Raw genomic sequence first — 21,024 nt, 5'->3', positions numbered from 1 at the left:
GTCGCGTACCCGCCAGATCCGGGTCCGGAACTAGGCTGGAGGCATGTCCGAACTCGTGCCTGCACGTGAGCCGAAACGCAAGCTCGCCATGCGGCCCTACGCCCGCGCCGTGGCTCAGGTGCTGCGGGTCAGCTTCCGGGCCTCGCCCGCCGCCGTCATCATGAAGGTCCTCGGCTCGCTGATTTCGGCCCTGCTGCCGCTCGTCACCACGTACTTCGCGGCCCTGACCACCACGGCGCTGGCCGCCGCCTACGCGGGTGACGCGGCCGCCGGCGGACAGGCCATTGTCTACGTCGTCATCACCGCGGTTCTCGGCCTCTTCTGGGGTTCGTTCAGCAGCGTGGACCGCTACATCCAGCAGCTCATGAGCTTCCGGGTCGGCGCGATCGTCGGCGACCTCATGTACGAGCGCTTCCTCTCCCTGGACTTCTGGCGTTACGACGACAAGGAGACGGTGGACCTCTACGACCGTGCCAAGCGCTTCTCCGATTCCTACGCACGGGTCCTGGACCGGATCGCGGCGATCTTCACCCAACTCGTCTCCGTGATCCTGGCCATCGGCGCACTGCTCCTGGTGAACTGGTGGATCGCCGTGATCGTCCTGATCGCGATCGTCCCCAGCGTCTACCTGCAGTTCAAGCTGTCCCGCGAACAGATCGCGCACTGGAACACGCAGGTGGATTCGCGCAGGCAGCGCCGGATGATCGAAACCAACCTCCTGCGCCCCCAGCACATCGCCGAGATGCGGCTCTACGGGATCGTGGCCTACCTGATGGGGCTGCGCTCCCGGCTGCGGGACGCCGACGAAAAGCGCCGGCTGGACTTCCAGAAACGCTACATTCCCAGACAGCTCGCGGCCGATGCCCTGCAGTACGGCGCCGAAGTGGTCTCCCTGATCTGGGTCGTGGGCCAGATCATTGCCCGGGCCCAGCCGGTGGGGCAGTTCCTCTACGTCCAGCAGATTGTCAGCCGTGCGCTGACCACGGCCAACAACCTCGTCTCCTCGCTCAGCTCGATCGACGAGGACCTGGCGAACCTCACGGACTACGAGCTGTTCATGGTCCTGCCCGTGCCGTCCGGCCACGCCCCACCCCTGCTGCAGGCGCCGACGACTGTGGAACTGCGGGACATCCACTTCACCTACACCGGCAGCGAGCTGGAAGTCATCCGCGGCATTTCAATGACCATCCGGCAGGGCCAGCACATCGCGATCGTGGGGGAGAACGGCGCCGGCAAGTCAACGCTCATCCGCATCCTCGCGGGGCTCTACCGCCCCGATTCGGGCCAGGTACTGCTCGACGGCGTCGACCTCGCCGCCGTGGACGTGACCTCCTGGCACCGGCACCTGGCCGTGCTCAGCCAGGAGTTCCTCAAATACGAGTTCGCCACCGCGGCGGAGAACATCTTCTTCGGCGACGTCGACTCGCCCCGCGAAGACGGCCGGATCCACCGGGCCGCCGCGGACGCCGAAGCCCTGGAATTCATCAACAAACTGCCCAACGGCCTGGACAACCACGTCAGCAACTGGATGGAGGATCCGCGCGGACGGAAGGGGTCGGGCCTGTCCGGCGGGCAGTGGCAGCGGCTGGCGATGGCGCGGAACTTCTACCGCAACGCCGCGTTCATGGTGATGGACGAGCCGACGTCGGCCATCGACGCGCTGGCCGAGCACCGGATCTTCACGAGGCTCTTCGCCGACCGCAGCAGCACCCTCATCGCCATCAGCCACCGCCTCGCCACGATCGAGAAGGCCGACGTCGTCTACATGCTCGAGGACGGCCGGATCGTGGAACAGGGCACGCACCGGGAACTGGTGGCCCTGCGCGGCCGCTACTTCCGGATGTTCGAGTCCCAGCTGAGCGTCCCGGACACGGAAGACGTCAGCGGAGAGTGACGGGATGGCCTTCCACCGTGGTGCGCACGCGGGCGATGCCAGGTTGTGGCGGGACGCTGCTGAAACCGAACCCGACGGCGGGCCGGACGGCTGCCAGCGCGCCGGCGTCGATCCCGTCCCAGCTGACCGTGGCCGCATCGATGCGGTGGAGGTCGGTGACGCCGTAATATTCCCGCCGTCCGCCCCCGGCGGTGCCCGCGGTTCGGACCCCGGGACTGAGCCGGGCCGCGAGCGGGCTGATGGCCTGCAGCCACCGCGGATGCACAGCCAGCGCACGAGGGATGAGCCGTGCTGCCATGCCGAGGGCCGTCCGCGCACCGAGTGCAGCACGCAACTGCAGGTGCCCGGCATCCAGCGTCAACGCTCCGCCGGCGTGCTGGACCCCAATGTCCACCACCCGGATCTCGTCAAAGTTGTAGACGGCAGCGACGAAGTCAGCCACCTCAGCGGTCGGGGCGAGCAAGATCCGCCGGCCCGAGGGCAGTTCCACCATGGCGTCGGCGAAGGGGCCGAACGGGGACCCCTGCCACAGCCCCACCACGGCGCGCAGGCCCGAGGCCGTGCCGATGCCGGCGATGTGGCCGTCGAAGATCCACCGCTTATCCATGCGGCCACCTTACGTCGGTAGCCGTCGGTGCGCTGCCGCGCGGGACACGGTCGCCGGGAAAACCGCGCCCTGGGATAACCTAGAGCAGTGACTTACGAGATTGAGATCGGCCGAGGCAAGCGTGGGCGTCGTGCCTACTCCCTGGATGACATTGCGATCGTCCCCAACCGACGCACGCGTGACCCCAAGGACGTATCCGTCTCCTGGCAGATCGATGCCTACAAGTTCGACATGCCGGTCATCGCGGCGCCGATGGATTCGGCCATGTCGCCGGAAACCGTGATCGCCCTGGGCCGCCTCGGAGGCCTCGGTGTCCTCGACCTCGAGGGCCTTTGGACCCGGTATGAAAACCCGCAAACCGTACTGGACGAAATCTCCGTTCTCGCGGATGAGACCAACAGCCCCGCCGTCACCCGGCGCATGCAGGAGCTCTACCAGGCGCCGATCCAGCCCGAGCTGATCACCTCGCGCCTGGCCGAGATCCGCGCCGCCGGCGTCACCGTCGCCGGCTCGCTGACCCCGCAGCGCACCCAGGAACACTACAAGACCGTGGTGGCCGCCGGCGTCGACATCTTCGTCATCCGCGGAACCACCGTCTCCGCCGAGCACGTCTCCAAGGACCACGAGCCGCTGAACCTCAAGCAGTTCATCTACGAACTCGACGTCCCCGTGATCGTCGGCGGGGCGGCAGGCTACACCCCGGCCCTGCACCTGATGCGCACCGGTGCTGCCGGCGTGCTGGTCGGCTTCGGCGGGGGAGCCACCTCCACCACCCGCCGCGCGCTCGGCATCCACTCGCCGATGGCTTCCGCCATCTCCGACGTCGCCGCCGCCCGCCGGGACTACATGGACGAATCCGGCGGACGCTACGTGCACGTGATCGCCGACGGCGGCATGGGAACCTCCGGTGACATCGTCAAGGCCATCGCCATGGGCGCCGACGCCGTGATGCTGGGCAGCGCCCTGGCCCGCGCCGAGGAAGCACCCGGCAAGGGCTGGCACTGGGGGCAGGAGGCCCACCACCTCGAACTGCCCCGCGGCGACAGGGCCAATGTCGGAACGGTGGGTCCGCTCGAAGAAGTCCTGTTCGGCCCCGGCCACCACACCAACGGCACCTCCAACCTGATCGGCGCGCTGCGCCGTTCGATGGCAACCACCGGATACTCCGACCTGAAGGAATTCCAGCGCGTCGACGTCGTCGTCTCACCGTACGCCGGCAACTGAGCCCTGCCCTGGCGGGTGACTAGCCCTGCCCATCCGGGAGACTTGGACGTAGTCTGGTGCCCTACGAGGTTTGATCCGGATGGAGGCGTGACATGAACAGTTTTCCCGGCGGTTCTGCCGTGGCCGGAGGTGCCCTGGGCCCCGCAGAGCGCGATGCGTCGATCGCGCTGCTCAAGGGCACCGCTGACCCGGGCAAGGAACTCGACATCCTGATCGTGGGCGGCGGCATCGTCGGCGCCGGCGCTGCCCTGGATGCCATCACGCGCGGGCTGAGCGTCGGCATCGTCGAGGCCAACGACTGGGCGGCAGGCACGTCGTCCCGGTCTTCCAAGCTCATCCACGGCGGCCTGCGCTACCTGGAGATGCTCGACTTCGCGCTGGTCAAGGAGGCCCTGCACGAGCGCGGGCTCATTCTTTCCGTCCTCGCCCCGCACCTGGCCCGGCCGGTGCCGTTCCTGTACCCGCTGACCAAGCACGTGGTGGAACGCCCGTACGTGGGCGCCGGGATCGCGCTGTACGACGTCATGTCGATCACCGGCGGACACAGCCGGGGAGTGCCGTTCCACAAGCACCTGAGCCGCCGCGGGACGCTGCGGGCCGCCCCGAGCCTCAAGGACGACGCCTTCGTGGGGTCCATCAGGTACTACGACGGCCAGGTGGACGACGCGAAGTATGTGGCCAACCTGGTCCGGACCGCGGCGCACTACGGCGCGCATGCGGTCAACCAGATGTCGGTGGTGGACTTCCTGCGCGAGGGGGAGCGCGTGGTCGGCGCCAAGGTGGTCAACCACGAGGACGGCTCAACGTTCAACATTCGGGCCAAGCAGGTCATCAACGCCACCGGCGTCTGGACCGACGAGACCCAGGCCATGGTCACGGACCGCGGACAGCTCAAAGTGCGCGCCTCCAAGGGCATCCACCTGGTGGTGCCCCGGGACCGGATCCAGTCCACCGTGGGCCTGATCCTGCGGACCGAGAAGTCCGTGCTGTTCGTGATCCCCTGGGGCAGGCACTGGATCATCGGGACCACGGACACCGACTGGCACCTCGACAAGGCCCACCCGGCGGCCTCCAGCAAGGACATCGACTACCTGCTGGAGCACGTCAACAAGGTCCTCAAACGGCCCCTGACGCGCGAAGACGTCGAGGGCGTCTACGCGGGACTGCGCCCGCTCCTGGCCGGGGAAAGCGATTCCACTGCCAAGCTCTCGCGCGAACACGTGGTGGCCCACCCCGTGCCGGGGCTCGTGGTGGTGGCCGGCGGGAAGTGGACCACCTACCGGGTCATGGCCAAGGACGCCGTGGACGAGGCAACGCGCAGCATGGACGAGCGCGTCCCGCCCAGCTGCACTGAGTCCATTCCCCTGCTGGGGGCCAGCGGCTTCAAAGCAGCGTGGAACAAGCGGAACCGGATGGCGGAGGAGACGGGTGTGCACGTCGCCCGGATTGAACACCTGCTCAACCGTTACGGCGCCATGACTCCGGAGGTGCTTGCCCTGATCGCCGGCAACCCGGAACTGGCCGAGCCGTTGCCGGGCGCGGACGACTACCTCGCCGCTGAGGCCGTCTATGCGGCCACGCACGAGGGCGCCCGGCATGTCCAGGACGTCCTGACCCGACGCACCCGGATCTCGATCGAGGCCTGGGACCGCGGTGTGTCCGCCGCTCCGGTAGTCGCTAAGCTAGTGGGAGACGTTCTCGGCTGGAGTGATGCGCAGCGCGAGGGCGAAATCAAGCACTACCTGGCCCGGGTCGATGCCGAGCGCCTGAGCCAGCAGCAGCCGGACGATGAATCCGCCGACGCCGCACGGCTGGGTGTGGAGGATATCGTCCCGCTGCGCTGAGCCGCAGCGGCGGCCGGCAGTGCTGACCAGATCGCTAGTCAACAGACTGCCGGCCGGCGTGCACTGACGCCACTTCGAAGGGACATCACTTGGCGCAACCACTGGACCGGTACGACGCCGGGCTCACCACGCCCGAGATGGTGATCCTCGAAATGGACGCCGCCGACAAACTGGACGCCACATCCCAGCTCGCCGAGCGCATGTATGCGGCGGGTCGGATTTCCGATCTCGATGGCTTCCTCAAGCAGGTGAACGCCCGGGAGCACCAGCTCGCCACCGGCCTGCCCGGCGGAGTCGGACTGCCGCACGCCCGCAGCGAGCTGGTCTCGCAGACGTCCATCGCGGTCGGCATCACGAAATTCGGCAGGGCGCTGGACTTCGGCGCCGCAGACGGGCCGGCCACCGTGATCCTGCTCATCGCCACGCCGGCGAGCTCCTTCTCCGATCACCTGGAAGTGCTCGCGACCCTGGCCCGCTCACTGTCGAAGGAGTCCTTCCGCGAGTCGCTCCGCCGGGCCTACGACGCCGAAGTGATCGCCGAACTCATCAATTCGTCCCTGGTGTTCTTCGACCACTAAAGATTGGCGCAGGCCCTCTCGTGTCGACTTCTCGCCACGTAAGGACCGGGGCCCGTTTCGCTGTTCTACACGGGGACGAAGTACGGTTAAGAGGTGCTGAAAACTGCCCTCAAACCCCGCTGGATCGCAGGACTTGTGTTCGCGATCGCCATTTCCGGGGTGTTTGTGCTGCTCAGCCAGTGGCAGTTCGGCCGCTCAACGCAGCCGGAAGCCCCGGTTTCCACCACAACCGAGGACCCCCGCGAGCTCACTTCGGTCCTGCAGCCGGGGGGATTCTTCCCAGGTTCGGTCGCGGACCAGATCGTCTCCGCAACCGGCAGCTACGATCCCCAAAAGCAGGTTCTCGTCCCGGGCCGACTCAACGACGGCGCCAAGGGCTACTGGATTGTCTCGGCCTTCGCCGTCAAGGATGCCCCCGTCCTTAAGGGCGCCGGAGCCACACCGCAGACCTGGATCCCGGTGGCCCGCGGCTGGGTCGCGGATCCCGCGGACGCCGTGGCGCCGCCGTCGGGCACCATCAAACTGACCGGGCGGCTGCTGCCATCCGAGTCCCCGCTGCCGCGCACGGACCCTGGCCCGGGCCGTGTCAGCGCCGTCTCGGTCGCCGAACTCATTAACAACTGGAACGTCAGCAGCTATCCGGGCTTCGTCGCCGCGCGGACGGAGTTCTCCGCCGGAACCGACGTCGGCGCGCCAGCCCGCAGCGGTGCCGTCAAACCGCTGCTGATCGGGCCGCAGCCGCCGGCCCAGCAAGTCAACTGGCTCAACCTCTTCTACTCCGTCGAGTGGGTGGTCTTCGCGGGCTTCGCGCTGTTCATTTGGTGGCGGCTCGTGAAAGACGACTACCGCCGCGACCTCGAAGACGCGCTCGACGACGAATTGTCCGGCCAGACCCCCGACTCGCATCCCGCAGATCCCTATCCCACCGCCCCCCATCCCACAGCCCCCCATCCCACAGACCCGAGAGTGCAATCATGATCGAGCCCCAGCCCGCCATCCAGCCGCAATCAACCAACGGCGCGGGGGCCGCCGGCAAGAAGCGACGCTTCGGCGGCACCGAGGCCCAAATCCGGTCCGCCCTGAAGTTCTACAAGGTGCTGGCCTACCTGACCGGCTCGATGCTGCTCCTGCTGTGCGCCGAGCTGATCGCCCGCTATGGCTTCGGGCAGTACCTCTTCGCCGGCGGCACCGACGCCGTCACCGGGCAGCCCTTCGGCCTGGGATTCGCCGACGCCGAGCCGCCGGGGGTGATCGGGGGCGTCAACCTCTCCATCACCGTCCTGATCGTGCACGGCTGGATGTACGTTGTCTACCTGATTTCCGACTTCCGTCTCTGGTCCCTCATGCGCTGGCCGTTCAGCAAGCTGGTGATCCTGGCCCTGGGCGGCGTCGTGCCGTTCCTGTCCTTCTTCGTCGAGAAGAAGTTCCACGCCGAGGTCGAGGCCGAACTCGCGGCGAACCCCCAGGCACCCCAGCGGTACTGACCCTGCGGTACTGAAGCGGTACTGAACCCGGCGGTAGTGAAGCGGTGCTGAACCCGGGCACCCTCCGGCTGCCGCCGTCGGGCGTGTGAATTCGCTTACCCCGGGCGCGATTCCGGGCCCGCAGCGGCTTCTCAATGTGCGGGCAGGCTGCGGCGCGAAGTAGTCTTGTGGGGTGACTACTCCCACTGCATCCCAGACGTCCCACAGGCCGGTTCTGGTCGTTGACTACGGTGCCCAGTACGCGCAGCTGATTGCCCGCCGCGTCCGGGAAGCGAATGTGTATTCGGAAGTGGTTCCGCATACCTACAGCACCGAGCAACTGCTGGCCAAGAATCCCGCCGCCATCATCCTCTCGGGCGGCCCCGCCAGTGTCTACGCTGACGGTGCCCCCAGCGTGGGCGCCGACCTCTTCGAGGCCGGCGTCCCGGTCTTCGGCATCTGCTACGGCTTCCAGGCCATGGCGAACGCCCTCGGCGGCAAGGTCGCCCAGACGGGACTCCGCGAGTACGGCGCCACGGAGACCACCACGATCGGGGAAGGCCGGTCCATCCTGGCCGGCATGCCGCAGCACCAGAGCACGTGGATGAGCCACGGCGACTCCGTGCATGAGGCCCCGGAGGGCTTTGAGGTCCTCGCGACGACGGCGGGAGCCGACGTCGCCGCCTTCGCCAACGAGGACAAGCGGCTCTACGGTGTCCAGTGGCACCCTGAGGTCAAGCACTCGGCGTACGGCCAGCAGGTGCTCGAAAACTTCCTGTTCAAGGGCGCCCGGCTGGAACCGAACTGGACCACGGGCAACATCCTCGAGGAGCAGGTCCAGCGCATCCGCGACCAGATCGGCGACTCCCGGGTCATCTGCGGGCTGTCCGGCGGCGTTGACTCCGCAGTGGCGGCTGCCCTGGTCCAGCGTGCGGTCGGCGAGCAGCTGACCTGTGTCTTCGTCGACCACGGCCTGCTGCGCGAGGGTGAGGCCGAGCAGGTCGAACGCGACTTTGTGGCTGCCACCGGCGTGAAGCTGTATGTCGCCAACGAGCAGGAGCGCTTTCTGAGCGCACTGGCCGGCGTCAGCGATCCGGAGACCAAGCGCAAGATCATCGGCCGCGAATTCATCCGCGCCTTCGAAGAAGCTGAACTCGCGATCATCGCCGAGGCGGCGGCACACGGGGAAAAGATCAAGTTCCTCGTCCAGGGCACCCTGTACCCGGACGTCGTCGAATCCGGCGGCGGCGAAGGTGCGGCCAACATCAAGAGCCACCACAACGTGGGCGGACTCCCCGAAGACCTGCAGTTCGAACTCGTGGAACCGTTGCGCGCCCTGTTCAAGGACGAGGTCCGCGCCGTCGGTGCCCAGCTCGGCCTCCCGCAGGAAATCGTCGGCCGCCAGCCCTTCCCCGGACCGGGGCTCGGCATCCGGATCGTCGGAGACGTCACCAAGGAACGCCTGGACCTGCTCCGGAAGGCCGACGCGATCGCCCGCGCCGAACTCACGGCTGCCGGGCTGGACAACGAAGTCTGGCAGATGCCTGTGGTGCTGCTCGCGGACGTCCGCAGCGTGGGCGTCCAGGGCGACGGCCGCACCTACGGGCACCCGATCGTGCTCCGGCCGGTGTCCTCCGAGGACGCCATGACCGCGGACTGGTCGCGGCTGCCCTACGATCTCCTGGCCCGGATATCCAACCGGATCACCAACGAGGTGGACGGCGTCAACCGGGTGGTGCTGGACGTGACCAGCAAGCCGCCGGGAACCATCGAGTGGGAATAAGAATGTGAATGGCCGGCCTTTCGAGGCCGGCCATTTCATTTTGTTTCTGGCAATGTTTCTGACAATTCAGCCTGAATTTTGCGCCGTCCAGTGTTGCGGCCCCGCACGGGCAGGGGATTCGGGCTACCCTCGAATGCATGCCGGTATGGTCCAGGGCGTCCCGCGGGAGCCAAGCAACCGCGAACACACGATACGCGGCCGGGGAAAACGCGGACGCAACACAGACAAGCGTTCAGACGAACGCGCTCCGGGCGGCCCCGTCACGGACCGGCGCAGATAAGTCGAGCACAGAGAAGTCGAGCACAGAAAAGAAGGCAGCAGTGTCAGTTGGTCAAGGCCACCCCGAGGGCTCCGAGGAGTTCAGGAAATGGCTGTCGGGACTCAAACCCGTCACCGGAGCAGATACGATGCTGCGCTTCACCAAGACGCCCGAAGGCTCCATTGACCTGACCCACGCGCACCCGTCGGGGCTCGCCCAGCTCATGGCGGGCCGGCGCACCCGGCTCTCAACCCTGATCCGTGACCGCCAGCAGTACGTCATTGCGGCCAGGGCCTCACGCAACCTGCGCTCCAAGATCTTCGAACTGGCCAACGACCGCGGCATCGAGGCCGGGTACCTGTCCGCCGGCACGGTGGTCTGGACGTCCGCCGTCGGGGGCAAACCGCAGCGGATTTCCGCGCCGGTCATGCTCACCGCGGTCTCCCTCACGGTGCGCCCCGGCGAGGACGACTACGAACTGCAACTCACCGAACAGGCGCAGATCAACCCGGCGCTGGTCCGGCATCTCAAGTCCGTCCACGGGATTGTCTTTGACGTCAACGCGGTGACGCGGATGGCCTACAGCACGGCCCGCTACGACCCCCAGCCGGTGCTGGACCGCCTCGGCACCCTGGTCCAACCCATCCACGGCGCCGAGGTTGAGCACAATCTGCTCGTTTCCACCTTCGCGGATCTCTCGGGCAACCTGGTTGATCCGTGGATCAACCAGAACAACCCGATTGTCACCGCTCTGGCACGCGCCGGTTCCGGCGAGCGGGTCGACGTGCCCGCCCTCGACCCGGGCCGCTTCCCCAGCACGGACCAGCGCGACCCCGCCGAGGAGCTTTTGCTGCTCGACGCCGACACGGACCAGCAGTACGTCATCGACGCCGTCCGGGCCGGCGATTCGCTCGTGGTCAGCAGCCCGCCGGGCACCGGCCAGACCCAGACCGCCCTCAACACCATCGGCGCCCTCGTGGACGAGGGCAAAACGGTGCTGGTGGTCGGCGACAGGCGGGCCAGCCTCGCCGAGATCTCCGCGCAGCTGGACGGCCTCGGCCTCGATTCCGTGCTCCTGCAGCTCACCGGCCAAGCCAGCCCCCTGCAGCTGAAGGCGCAGCTGGTCCGGGCGATCGTCCGCAACGAGAAATCACTCCAGCCGCAGCTCAGCAACCTGCACGCGACCCTCACCGGGCACCGCCACGCCCTGATGGACCACGTCGCGTCGCTGCACAACGTCCGGGACCGGTGGGGATGTTCCCCGTATGAGGCCATGCAGTCACTGGCTGAACTGACCTCCATCCAGCCGGCGCCGGCCACGACGGTCCGGCTCAAGCGCAGCGTGCTGGACAGCATCCGCGACCGCGAGGAACTCGCCGGCCGGCTCCGCCGCGCCGCCGAACTCGGCAGTTTCAGCCGGGCGTCCACCACCAGCCCCTGGCACGGGGCGCGCCTGCTGACACGCAAGGAGACACAGGAGGCCCAAAAGGTCGCCCAGTCCGTGGCGGAGAAGCTGCCGTTGCTGCGCGGCCGCATGGACGAAGTCGCGGAACACGCCGAAATCCGCCTCGGCGGAACCTTCGCCGAATGGGGCGGCCAGATCGAGCTTCTCGTCGCCGTCCGCGAAAGCCTGGACAAGTTCACCCCCGACATCTTTGACCGGCCCGTCCACGACCTGATCTCGGCCACGGCGTCTTCCGCCTGGCGCCGTGAACGGGGGATCGAGATGCCGTCCATGCAAAGGTCCCGGCTGCGCAGGGTGGCCAAGGAATACGTCCGGCCCGGCGTGCACATCGCGGACCTGCACAGCTCCCTGGTCCTCGTGCAGGAGCAGCGCGCCGCCTGGTCCGGCTATGCGACGACCCAGCGGCACCCGGCCGTGCCGTCCGGGCTCGCCGAAATCTCCGGCCTTTACCGGGAACTTGAAGCGGAACTGGCTGAGCTGGGCCAGGCGGTCAAACACACCGCCGCCGGCGGCGAGCTGGAGAGCGCACCCTACGACGAACTCCTGACCCGGGTCCGGCGGCTCGTGGCCGACACCGCGACCCTCGAAACCCTGCCGGAGCGCACGCTGCTTGTCGAGAACATGCGCGAACACGGCCTCGGCGAGCTGCTCGCGGACCTCGCCGAGCGTGAGGTTGCGGAGGACTCCGTGACCGCCGAACTCGAACTGGCCTGGTGGCAGTCCGCCCTGGAAGCCATGATCAGCGGCGATGACTACCTTGCCATGTCCGACGGCGACGCCCTGCGCCAGCTGGAAGCGGAGTACAGGCTTGCGGACAACGCCCATATCGCCAGCGGCGCCGCCCGGCTGCGGTGGAACCTCTCGGAGCGCTGGCGCGCGGCCATCGCGGCGTACCCGCGCCAGGCCGAGCTGCTGCGCAGCCTGCTGAAGGACGGCCGGGTAACCCTGTCGGCCCTGAGTGGCCAGGCGCAGGAGCTGCTGCCCACACTCGTGCCCGTGTGCTCCGTCAGCCCCTACCTCATGACAGGCCTCCTGCCGATCGAGCAGACCTTCGATGCCGTCGTGATCCTCGACGCCGAGACAACGTCCCTGCAGGCCGTCCTCCCGGCCATCGCCCGTGCCCGCCAGGTCATCGCATTCGGCGACGAACAGATCGCCAGCCCCCGTACCTTCACTGTGGGCGTGGAACGGCTGGCCGCGGGGGAGAGCTCCTACCAGAGCGTCGACAGCGCCTACCGGGCGCTCTGCGCCGTGCTGCCCGTGTGGAACCTGCGGACCGTGTACCGCGCGGTGGATGAAGATCTGGTGCGCCAGCTCAGCAAGGGATTTTACCGCGGGGAACTCTCCCGGCTCCCGGAAGGGCAGTCCGCCACGGGCCTTGACCGGGCCCTGAGCGTGGAATACCTCCCCGACGGCACGGGGCTGCCCAGCGCCGACCACGACGGCGTCGAATCGGTTGTCGCCGAGGTGAACCGGGCGGTGGAGCTCGTCTTTGAGCACGCCCGGCTCCGGCCGCGGACCTCGCTGGCCGTCGTCACCGGCAGCCTGCGCCATGCCGCCCGGATCGGCGAGGCCATCCGGGCCCAGCTGCCCAATTACCCCATGCTCGGGAGCTTCTTCACGGCCGGGGACGAGTCCTTCCGCGTAGTGGATCTGGAACGCGCGCAGGGCCTGGTCCGCGACCACGTCATCTTCTCCCCGGGCTATGGCCGCACGCCCCACGGGCGCACGCTGCACAGCCTGGGCCCGCTTTCCGCGGACGGGGGGCGCGCCAAGTTCGCCTTGGCAATGACGCGCGCGCGCCGATCCCTGCACGTGCTCAGCTGCTTCCGCCCCGAGGACCTTGACGTCAGCCGGCTCAGCCACGGCGCCGTGGATTTCTACCAACTGCTGGACCGTGAAATTGCGGGCAATTCCGATCTTGGCAGCCCCGCCTCCCGGGCCGCTGCCAGTGAGCAGGCCCTCGGCGCCGATCCGCTCGTGGCAGACCTGGGCGACCGGCTCCGGGCCCGCGGCGCACGGGTATGGCACCAATACGACGGCGTCCTGAACATGGTCGCCGCCGCCGATCCCATGACCACGATCGGACAGGACGACGCGGAAATTCCCCGTCCGGTGGCGATAGAGTCGGACGGCACCGGGCACTACCGGCGGATGAGCGTCCGCGAACGCAGCCGGCTCCGCCCGCAACTCCTGGAACGCCTCGGCTGGCGGTACATGCCGCTGTGGACCATAGAGGTCTTCACGGACCCCTCGGCCTGTGCCGACAGGATTGGGGGCTACCTCGGGCTGGAGAAGCCTGCCGTGTCCACCCGGCTCCAGGCGGCGCACGGGTTCTTCGATGACGACATTGAGCATTTGGCGCTTGATGATGCGCGCGCCGCGGAGGTCCGCGTGTTCCCCGCGGCCGAACCTGCGGGGCAGGCGTTCACGGGGCACAGGGCGGCACCAGGCATGGCAGGCAGCACAGGCATGGCAGATATGACAGGTAGTACAGGTGTGACAGGCAGTAAGGAGGCCGGCGGCATGAGTGCGGACGGCGACAGTCAGAACAACACCGGCCAGGGAACCCCCGGTGCCGGCGAGGGTGAAGGCAACGGCGCCGCTGCGGCGCAGGCGGCAGAGGCAAGCGGGGACCGGCCTGACCAGGACGCGGCCGAAGAGAAGTCCCGCCGCGCGGCGGAACCGGCGGCCGGCCCCGAGGGCGTCCTGCCTAACAAGGCAGCCGAGGACGATCCCCGGCGCTGGGGCGACCAGCCGGACAACTACGATCACGATGCTTGGCTCCAGGAGCAGAAGCCCCCGCACTGGGGCTAAGGTTCCGGCGGTCGGGGGACTGCCCGGCAGCTAACCGGGCGCGGCCGCCACGAGCACGAAGAACAGCTTGCCCCGGGTGGAGGCGCCAGCAAGCCGTCGTGCCTGATCGGCCCGGGCCGCAACGACGATGAGCCCGTCGGTATCCGCTGTGGCGAGCCATGGCCCCGCCTTGCCCCCGTGCCCGGATGTCCAAAGCACCGGGACGGCCTCGGCCAGGACTTGGCTTTCGGCTGTCTGTCCGAAGCCGTCACCGCCAGTGAGGACCACGTTGACGAGCTGCCCGGGGGACACCAGCTGGATGGACGCCGGATCCGACAATCTCAGCGGCACGGCGGCCGTGCCGGCAGGGCTTCCCGCGAGCAGGCCCGGTCCCAGAACCTGGGCATCGGTGAGGAGCTGGCCCCGGCGCAGGGGTGCGGCGAGCTGCTTTCCCTCGAACGCAGTCTTGCTGTCCGGGCTGCCGGAGGGGACCAGACCGGGAGGCACGCTGATACCGCTGATATCGCCGGGTTCAAGGGTCCTTCCGGCGGGGAGATCCACCGCCGCAGCGAACGCAGTGACGGTGTCCGCCGGTGCGGGAGCAAGCTGTTGAACCGTCAAGCCGGCCGCGATGCATAGCAGGAGGGTTGCAGTGAGCCGACGGTTCCGGCTAAGCCAACCGCTCAGGCGCCGCCGTGATGGCCGGCTACCGGGGCGCCGCCCGGCCGACTTCCCGGAACCAGTCCGGCGTCGGGAGGAGTGGGCGGCCGTGGACGACGTGATGGGAAGAACGCCGCCGGAGCGGAACACCTTGCGCGTCCAGCGACCGGATTCCGCCGCCGGCGATGGCCCGACGAGCCGGAAAAGTACGAGCCAAGGCGGCGGCAGGCAGGGAAGGGACGAACGCGCAAACGTCGTCAGGTGACCCGCGCTGAGGGAAAGTGCCATGCCGCCACGCTACGGACCCGGGGATGAGCGCGGCAGCGGCGATACCGCCTATGTGGATAACGCCATGCCGGTAATGGGCCCTCGGGCCCAGCCCTGGGGGCCTAGCTGGCCGGGGCGGCTGCGGGTGCCGGCGTAGGCGCCGGTGCGGCTGCCGGAGTGGCAGGAGCCGGGGAGACGGTGCTGCCCTTGGTGTCACGCGAATCGTTCCGGTAGAAGCCGGAGCCCTTAAACACGACGCCGACGCTGTTGAATTTCTTGCGCAGCGTGCCCTGGCACTCGGGGCAGGACGTCAGGGAGTTGTCCGTGAACGACTGCACGATCTCGAAGGCGTGGCTGCAGTCCTTGCAGGCGTATGCATAGGTGGGCACTGGAAATCCTCCTTTGGGACAAACGAGCAGGTCCCGTGCTGTCGAGGCCGGATCACTGTCGATCTGTCGATCGACCGGTTCCGTCACTAGCAGTCGCAGGGCCTGAGTGCTAATTCTATCACCCCGTCCGGGACCTCCCTCAGCCGAGCTGGATGATGCCGCCCGGGGTCAGTGCCGCGTGGACTCTGCGGTCGAACGACTCGGCCGGAATGCTGCCGGCGGGGAGCACCTCGGTGTCATAGACGACGGCGGCAGTGGGCAGCGCTCCGACGTCGGAGGCGTCTCCCGACGCTGCCTCGGACCCGGACACCGGCCCGAACGCCGACCCGGACCCGGACGCCGACGCCGCCCCGGACGCGGGGGAGAGAGCGGCCAGGGAGGCGAGGAATACGTCGTAGTAGCCGCCGCCCTGCCCGATGCGGTTGCCCGCGAAGTCCACGGCGGTGGCGGGGAGGAATATTCCGCTGGCGCCCCGCATGACCGCCGTACCGTGGCGCTCCCCGACAGGTTCCTGGATCGGAGCAAACCGGCTCCGGACAAACCCCGACGCCGGAGTCCAATACACCCAGCTGAGCTTCAGGTCGGGTTCGCACACCGGAAGCAGCACCCGGTGCCCGGCGTCCGCCAGGGCGGTCAACAGCGGCAGCGTGGGCGGTTCCGAGCCGACGCCGAGGTAAGCGGCGTAGGTGGCCGGGCGGCCGCCGGCCAGCCCGGCAGCCCACTGCAGCCCGTGGCGGGCGATGCGTTCGCCTGCCGCTTCCAGTTCCGCCGGCGAAAGCTTGGCACGCCTGGCCCTGTGGCTGGAGCGAATGTCATTTTTTGTTGCCATGCTGGCCCGTCCTCCGCCGCTTACAGCCCGCACCACACCGTCAGAGGGTCCGCGGTTCGGTCCGACTAATTACGCAATGATTGGTCCCTCCGTTAGATTAGTCGAGTGAATACACCCAACGCTTCCGTCCGCAAGGCTGTTATCCCCGCCGCGGGCCTTGGTACCAGGTTCCTTCCCGCAACGAAGGCCATGCCGAAGGAAATGCTGCCTGTCGTCGACAAACCGGCCATCCAGTACGTCGTCGAGGAGGCCGTGAACGTCGGCCTGAACGACATCCTGATGATCACCGGCCGCAACAAGCGGGCGCTGGAGGACCACTTTGACCGTGTTCCGACGCTGGAGTCCACCCTGGAGGCGAAGGGCGACACCGCCAAGCTCGAATCCATCCAGGCTGCCAGCAACCTCGGCGACATCCACTACGTCCGCCAGGGCGATCCCATGGGTCTCGGCCACGCGGTCCTGCGGGCCAAGCAGCACGTCGGCCAGGAGCCGTTCGCGGTGCTCCTGGGCGATGATCTCATTGACGCCCGCGACGAGCTGCTCAGCACCATGATCGAAGTCCAGGCCAAGACCGGCGGGTCGGTGGTCGCGCTGATCGAGGTGGACCCGTCCCAGATCAGCGCCTATGGCTGCGCCGACGTCGAGGCGATCGCCGGCGAGGAGTATGTCCGCATCAAGCAGCTCGTGGAGAAGCCTGACGTCGAGGACGCCCCGTCGAACCTGGCCGTGATCGGCCGCTACGTGTTGCACCCGGCAGTCTTTGACGTACTCGAGCGCACCGCACCCGGTCGCGGCGGAGAAATCCAGCTCACCGACGCGCTGCAGGAGCTTTCCGCCGGCACCGGAGAGGGGTCCGGCGTGTACGGGGTCATTTTCCGCGGCCGCCGCTACGACACCGGCGACAAGCTCAGCTACCTCAAGGCCTGCGTCCAGCTTGCCTGCGACAGTGAGGACCTGGGCCCGGGCCTGCGCGAATGGCTGCCCGGATTCGCGGCCAGCCTGACTCCCAGCCTCACCAAGTAACTTCCGTGGGGGGCAGCTTCACCTGGCCGGTGACCCTGGAGAGCGGCGACATCGTGCTGCGCCCCATCCGATACCGGGACCGCAAGGAGTGGACTGAGCTTCGGTCCCGCAACTGCGAGTGGCTGGCCCCGTGGGAGGCATCTAACCCGATGCCCGGCGGCGGGCTGCCCGACTACCACCAGATGGTGCGGTCGCTGAAGTCCCAAGCCGCGCAGGGATCGGCATTGCCCTTCGTGATCGCCGAATGGCGGCCCGGCCACGAGAAGCCGGTGATCGTGGGGCAGTTGACGGTGTCTTCGATCGTGTGGGGATCGGCCATGATGGCGACGCTTGGCTATTGGGTCGACAAGGACCGGGCCGGCCGGGGGATCGCCCCCACCGCTGTGGCGATGGCGACGGACTACTGTTTTGGTACGCTCGGCCTGCACCGCATGGAGATCAACATCAGGCCGGAGAACGGACCGAGCCTGCGGGTAGTGGAAAAACTCGGTTTCCGGGACGAAGGATTCCGGCCCCGGTTCCTGCATATCAACGGTCAATGGGCCGACCACCGGACCTTTGCGCTCACGGCCGAGGAAGTGCCGGAAGGCCTTCTTGCGCGGTGGTTGCGAAGCCGCCCGGCCTGAGCCGGTGATGCGGGTCTGACCAGCGACAACGCCTGGGGCCGGTGAATTGGCGCCGCGCGTGCGACACACCCCTGACAATGCGGCGCCGCACCACCTATACCTCATACGGTTTTGAGTGTGGACTTCCCTCTTAGCAGCTCTGTGATCCTTGTCATTGCTGTTGCGCTCTGGATCGTGTGGGTGGCGCCTTACGTTCTCCGGAACGGGCGCCACCAACTGCAGCCTGCGGGCGATTTCCTGGCGGACGTCGTCGACATGGGACCGGCAGATCCACAAGCGGGGAAGGTTATGAAAATGGCGGGGCACCAGGAGAAACCCATGATCAGCAACCAGCGCGCAGAACCTGCCGCCGGCACCGCAGGGCCTCCGGCGACGCCTGTGCCTGCCCGGGCCGCCTCGGCGTCCCCGGCGTTCCGGATCCGTTGGGGGCGGCTCGTGCTGGCGTTGGCAGGGCTGCTCGCCCTGCTCACGGCAGTGGTGTCCGCCGGCCTTCTTCTCTTCGGCGTTGGCACCGGCGTACTGCCGATCGCTGCCCTGTGCGGCGCCGTCGTGTCCGTGGCGCTGCTCCGCCGCCTCGCTGTCCGTGACCGCCGGCGGAAGATGAACGCCGCTTTCCGCGCCGCCATGGGGGGCCCGGGACACCGTACCGCGCGGCCGTCCGCGCCCGAACACGTCCCCGCCCTTCCTGCTGACCGTCCCGCTGCGCGGCCGGAAAGCCCGCTGTTCGACGCCGAAGCGGGTCGGGACACTCCGGAACCTGAATCGAAACCGCTGACCGCGCTGGATCTCCGCCAGGCTGCCCTGGCCGAGGCCGCAGCCTCTGGCGACACTGCGGCGGCCGTGGCCGCCGGAGCGGGGGCCGCTGCCGAGGGCTCCAGTTGGGAGCCCGTCGACGTTCCCAAACCGACCTACGTTGAAGCGGCGAAGGCCGAACGCGCGGCCCCCATGCCGCTCGATCTCCCTGAGGCGCCGAAGGCCGTCGGCAAGCCGTCGCTGAAGCAAGCCTCGGCACGGCCTGCCGCGTCCGACCGCCGGACCTCTGACGATTCGGAAGCGAAGCCGCTCGGCAAGGCCCAGAGTGCCTTGAGCAACCTCGACGACGTCCTCCAGCGGCGGCGCGCCTGACCTTTCCCGCACCTGCGGAGTCCTCGCCCCGGGCAGCCAGCAATGGCTGCCCGGGGTTTTTCATTGCCCCATTTGATTGGCTATTGGATTACCCCGTGGCGACGCTGACGGTGGCGCCTGCGGTAGCCTCTGGTCATGACAAGAATTTGCGTCGCCGGCGGAACTGGCCAGGTGGGCAGGGAAGTGGTGCGCCAGGCTGTTGATGCCGGGCACTCCGTGGCCGTCCTGAGCCGCAACCTTCCGGTTGCCGGCGCCGCCGGCAGCACTGCGGACGCGGAGTACTTCCGCGCAGATGTGACGACCGGGGAGGGGGTAGCGGCCGCCGTGGCCGGGGCCGACGTCGTGGTTGACTGCCTGGAGGGACGCTCCGGGAAAGCGCGGAAGGGCTTTGCCGACGGCGGCGCGCGGCTGCTGGCCGCCGCCCAGGACGCGGGGACGGCCAAGGCCGTCATGCTGTCCATCGTGAATTGTGACCGCAGCAACGCGGCCTTCTACCGCTCTAAGGCTGCCAAGGAACATGTCTACGCGCTGTCCGGGCTGGACACTGCAGTAGTCCGGGCCACCCAGTTCCACTCATTGCTGGCGATGATGTTTGGCGCCGGAGAGAAGCTTCGGATTATCCCCGTGATCAGGCGCGCCCGGTTCCAGCCCGTCTCGCCGGCCGACGTCGCGATGATGCTCCTGGAAACCGCCCTGGCGCCGTCGCCGCCACCAGAGTCGCCCTCTGCTGGTCCACGGCACCGCCTGCTGACCATCGGCGGACCCCAAATCAAAGACATGGCCGATTTTGCCAGGGAGTGGCAGCGGTCCACCGGGTCGAAGGGGCATATGGTGAGCCTGCCGCTGCCCGGGGCCATGGGCCGCTACCTGCGGGCGGGGCTCAACGTCGTGCCGGAGGCGCGACACGGCAAGGAGACATTCGAGGGCTGGCTGGCAAAGAACGCAGATAGTTTGTAGCCTAGGGAGACCGGCAACGCCGTTCCGTCAGGATCGGCGTTGTTTCGGGGCTATAGCTCAGTTGGTAGAGCGCTTCGTTCGCATCGAAGAGGTCAGGAGTTCGAATCTCCTTAGCTCCACAAATAGCAGGGATTCGTGGGTCATCGGTACCCCGGATTAAACACTTTGATATAACTTTGGGCCCTCGAATCCAAAGGTCCAATCGCCAGCATGTTGTCCCTCATGCCGGTGACCACAGCGGCCCTTGCCGATCGGTTGATGGATTGCAACCGCTCAGCGGCAGGTTCGTGCCGTCCGGGACGTTCCCCTGCCCGGGCTGCACGCCACAGACCTCCTCCGGCGACACGCTGCCTCGTCCGGCGCTGCGTTTCGGCGACGTTGAGTTAGGCTGTCCGAGGATCCGCGAGGACCAAGAATTTGGGGGATACATCTTGAAATCGAACACACGCATGCCCGCCGTCCTGGCAACCCGGACGGCAGATGCGGCCCTGGCGCTCGGCGCCGCGGGCCCCGCCCAGGAACGAACCTGCGCACGAGGCTACGTCCTCGCGGTCGCAGGGGATGGAGCCGAGGGCTACTTTGCCAGCTCGACGGGCGGAGTCCCGGGCGGCGGCGGCCCCACAGGTAGAGGCGCTTCCACAGTCCCCGGCTGACCGCCGACGAAGCGCGCAGGCACCTGAAGGTCCTGGAGACCCTCACCACCCGGCCCGCCTTCGACAAGAAGGCATCCGTGACCGCCAGATGCTTCCGCAACGAGGTCACGAGCCGCGACTACGCTAAGTGGCTGTTCCAGCTGGTAACCGGTGAGTACTGCGTCCCGCTGCGGCGGGTCGTCTCACCGACCCTGGACGGCGCCGCGCACCCGTTCGACGCACCGGCAAAGCCTGCATAAGTCGGTCCGAAAACGCCTGCGAACTCGGTTACTAGCCAGCGGTGCGTAAACCTGCAACTGCCGCACACATGAAAGATCTACGCCGGGAAACAGCGACTGCCCCGGGCCCGAGGGAAGCCGTCCGACCAGGGCTCCCGGGACTCAAACTTGGCGGACGTGGTGCCAATGCCACGGAGCGCCCGAGCACACCGTAAAGGTGTCGGGGCGGAGATTCGGTGCTGCCACCGTATTGAACCGCACATTGGCACGGCCCGGATAGCTCAGCGAATAGAGCGTCCCGCTCCTAAGGGGAAGATCGCAGGTTTGAATCCTGCTTCGGGCACGCATTACCCCGCGGCCGGAA

General features: G+C 67.9%; 18 protein-coding genes and 2 tRNA genes. 16 read left to right on the top strand and 4 right to left on the bottom strand.

The window, feature by feature from the left end:
• Positions 1-43 precede the first annotated feature (43 nt).
• Positions 44-1,894 carry an ABC transporter ATP-binding protein gene (locus AB4Y72_RS04705; RefSeq protein ID WP_441425020.1) on the top strand — a complete coding sequence of 617 codons (1,851 nt, stop codon included), beginning with the start codon at positions 44-46 and terminating at the stop codon, positions 1,892-1,894.
• Here the strand turns inward: AB4Y72_RS04705 and AB4Y72_RS04700 are convergent.
• Positions 1,881-2,501 (bottom strand): hypothetical protein, encoded by a 621-nt coding sequence (locus AB4Y72_RS04700; RefSeq protein ID WP_441425019.1) that lies wholly within the window; start codon positions 2,499-2,501, stop codon positions 1,881-1,883. The genes AB4Y72_RS04705 and AB4Y72_RS04700 overlap by 14 nt on opposite strands.
• Positions 2,502-2,588: 87 nt before the next feature.
• Between AB4Y72_RS04700 and AB4Y72_RS04695 the strand changes: the two genes are divergently transcribed.
• The 7 genes from AB4Y72_RS04695 (at position 2,589) to AB4Y72_RS04665 (ending at position 13,934) form a co-directional block, all read left to right on the top strand.
• The gene (locus tag AB4Y72_RS04695) at positions 2,589-3,725 is read left to right on the top strand and encodes a GuaB3 family IMP dehydrogenase-related protein (RefSeq protein ID WP_441425018.1); all 1,137 of its coding nucleotides are present in this window, start codon (positions 2,589-2,591) and stop codon (positions 3,723-3,725) included.
• 92 nt (positions 3,726-3,817) lie between these two features.
• On the top strand, positions 3,818-5,569 hold the full coding sequence (locus AB4Y72_RS04690; RefSeq protein ID WP_441425017.1) for a glycerol-3-phosphate dehydrogenase/oxidase: 1,752 nt from the start codon (positions 3,818-3,820) through the stop codon (positions 5,567-5,569).
• Between the two features lie 89 nt (positions 5,570-5,658).
• Positions 5,659-6,147 (top strand): PTS sugar transporter subunit IIA, encoded by a 489-nt coding sequence (locus AB4Y72_RS04685; RefSeq protein ID WP_441425016.1) that lies wholly within the window; start codon positions 5,659-5,661, stop codon positions 6,145-6,147.
• A 93-nt stretch (positions 6,148-6,240) separates the two neighbouring features.
• Entirely contained in the window at positions 6,241-7,125 is an 885-nt protein-coding gene (locus AB4Y72_RS04680) for an SURF1 family protein (protein ID WP_441425015.1), read from the top strand.
• On the top strand, positions 7,122-7,631 hold the full coding sequence (locus tag AB4Y72_RS04675; RefSeq protein WP_441425014.1) for a DUF3817 domain-containing protein: 510 nt from the start codon (positions 7,122-7,124) through the stop codon (positions 7,629-7,631). Before AB4Y72_RS04680 ends, AB4Y72_RS04675 begins: the two co-directional genes overlap by 4 nt.
• Before the next feature lie 172 nt (positions 7,632-7,803).
• Complete coding sequence (gene guaA, locus AB4Y72_RS04670) at positions 7,804-9,393, top strand: glutamine-hydrolyzing GMP synthase (protein ID WP_441425013.1); 1,590 nt, start codon at positions 7,804-7,806, stop codon at positions 9,391-9,393.
• Between the two features lie 320 nt (positions 9,394-9,713).
• The gene (locus AB4Y72_RS04665) at positions 9,714-13,934 is read left to right on the top strand and encodes a DUF4011 domain-containing protein (protein WP_441425012.1); all 4,221 of its coding nucleotides are present in this window, start codon (positions 9,714-9,716) and stop codon (positions 13,932-13,934) included.
• Positions 13,935-13,964: 30 nt separating this feature from the next.
• Here the strand turns inward: AB4Y72_RS04665 and AB4Y72_RS04660 are convergent, their stop codons facing one another.
• The 3 genes from AB4Y72_RS04660 to AB4Y72_RS04650 form a co-directional block, all read right to left on the bottom strand.
• Complete coding sequence (locus AB4Y72_RS04660) at positions 13,965-14,534, bottom strand: RcpC/CpaB family pilus assembly protein (RefSeq protein WP_441425011.1); 570 nt, start codon at positions 14,532-14,534, stop codon at positions 13,965-13,967.
• A gap of 428 nt (positions 14,535-14,962) precedes the next feature.
• Positions 14,963-15,229 (bottom strand): FmdB family zinc ribbon protein, encoded by a 267-nt coding sequence (locus AB4Y72_RS04655; RefSeq protein ID WP_441425010.1) that lies wholly within the window; start codon positions 15,227-15,229, stop codon positions 14,963-14,965.
• 139 nt (positions 15,230-15,368) lie between these two features.
• Positions 15,369-16,058 (bottom strand): 5-formyltetrahydrofolate cyclo-ligase, encoded by a 690-nt coding sequence (locus AB4Y72_RS04650; RefSeq protein ID WP_441425009.1) that lies wholly within the window; start codon positions 16,056-16,058, stop codon positions 15,369-15,371.
• Between the two features lie 105 nt (positions 16,059-16,163).
• On the opposite strand from AB4Y72_RS04650, the gene galU reads away from it, so the two are divergent.
• The 8 genes from galU (at position 16,164) to AB4Y72_RS04610 (ending at position 21,003) form a co-directional block, all read left to right on the top strand.
• Positions 16,164-17,081, top strand: a complete 918-nt coding sequence (galU, locus tag AB4Y72_RS04645) for a UTP--glucose-1-phosphate uridylyltransferase GalU (RefSeq protein ID WP_441425008.1) — start codon at positions 16,164-16,166, stop codon at positions 17,079-17,081.
• Between the two features lie 5 nt (positions 17,082-17,086).
• A complete protein-coding gene (locus AB4Y72_RS04640; RefSeq protein ID WP_441425007.1) occupies positions 17,087-17,707 on the top strand; it encodes a GNAT family N-acetyltransferase in 621 nt (206 codons plus the stop codon).
• A 141-nt stretch (positions 17,708-17,848) separates the two neighbouring features.
• A complete protein-coding gene (locus tag AB4Y72_RS04635; protein ID WP_441425006.1) occupies positions 17,849-18,832 on the top strand; it encodes a hypothetical protein in 984 nt (327 codons plus the stop codon).
• 135 nt (positions 18,833-18,967) lie between these two features.
• A complete protein-coding gene (locus AB4Y72_RS04630) occupies positions 18,968-19,789 on the top strand; it encodes an SDR family oxidoreductase (RefSeq protein WP_441425005.1) in 822 nt (273 codons plus the stop codon).
• A 46-nt stretch (positions 19,790-19,835) separates the two neighbouring features.
• Positions 19,836-19,908: transfer RNA gene (locus AB4Y72_RS04625), tRNA-Ala, on the top strand.
• Positions 19,909-20,220: 312 nt separating this feature from the next.
• Entirely contained in the window at positions 20,221-20,442 is a 222-nt protein-coding gene (locus AB4Y72_RS04620; RefSeq protein WP_441425004.1) for a hypothetical protein, read from the top strand.
• A 77-nt stretch (positions 20,443-20,519) separates the two neighbouring features.
• The gene (locus AB4Y72_RS04615; RefSeq protein WP_441425003.1) at positions 20,520-20,681 is read left to right on the top strand and encodes a hypothetical protein; all 162 of its coding nucleotides are present in this window, start codon (positions 20,520-20,522) and stop codon (positions 20,679-20,681) included.
• Between the two features lie 249 nt (positions 20,682-20,930).
• Positions 20,931-21,003: transfer RNA gene (locus AB4Y72_RS04610), tRNA-Arg, on the top strand.
• The last annotated feature ends 21 nt before the right edge of the window (positions 21,004-21,024 follow it).

It is taken from the genome of Arthrobacter sp. YAF34 (assembly GCF_052113245.1).
GTDB lineage: Bacteria > Actinomycetota > Actinomycetes > Actinomycetales > Micrococcaceae > Arthrobacter.
Note: the sequence above shows the minus strand (reverse complement) of the source record. Positions and strands in the feature narration are given on the sequence as shown.

Coding starts and splice junctions, on each gene's coding strand:
- AB4Y72_RS04705 (WP_441425020.1), top strand. CDS start 44: ATGTCCGAACTCGTGCCTGCACGTGAGCCGAAACGCAAGCTCGCCATG.
- AB4Y72_RS04700 (WP_441425019.1), bottom strand. CDS start 2,501: ATGGATAAGCGGTGGATCTTCGACGGCCACATCGCCGGCATCGGCACG.
- AB4Y72_RS04690 (WP_441425017.1), top strand. CDS start 3,818: ATGAACAGTTTTCCCGGCGGTTCTGCCGTGGCCGGAGGTGCCCTGGGC.
- AB4Y72_RS04675 (WP_441425014.1), top strand. CDS start 7,122: ATGATCGAGCCCCAGCCCGCCATCCAGCCGCAATCAACCAACGGCGCG.
- AB4Y72_RS04650 (WP_441425009.1), bottom strand. CDS start 16,058: ATGGCAACAAAAAATGACATTCGCTCCAGCCACAGGGCCAGGCGTGCC.
- AB4Y72_RS04630 (WP_441425005.1), top strand. CDS start 18,968: ATGACAAGAATTTGCGTCGCCGGCGGAACTGGCCAGGTGGGCAGGGAA.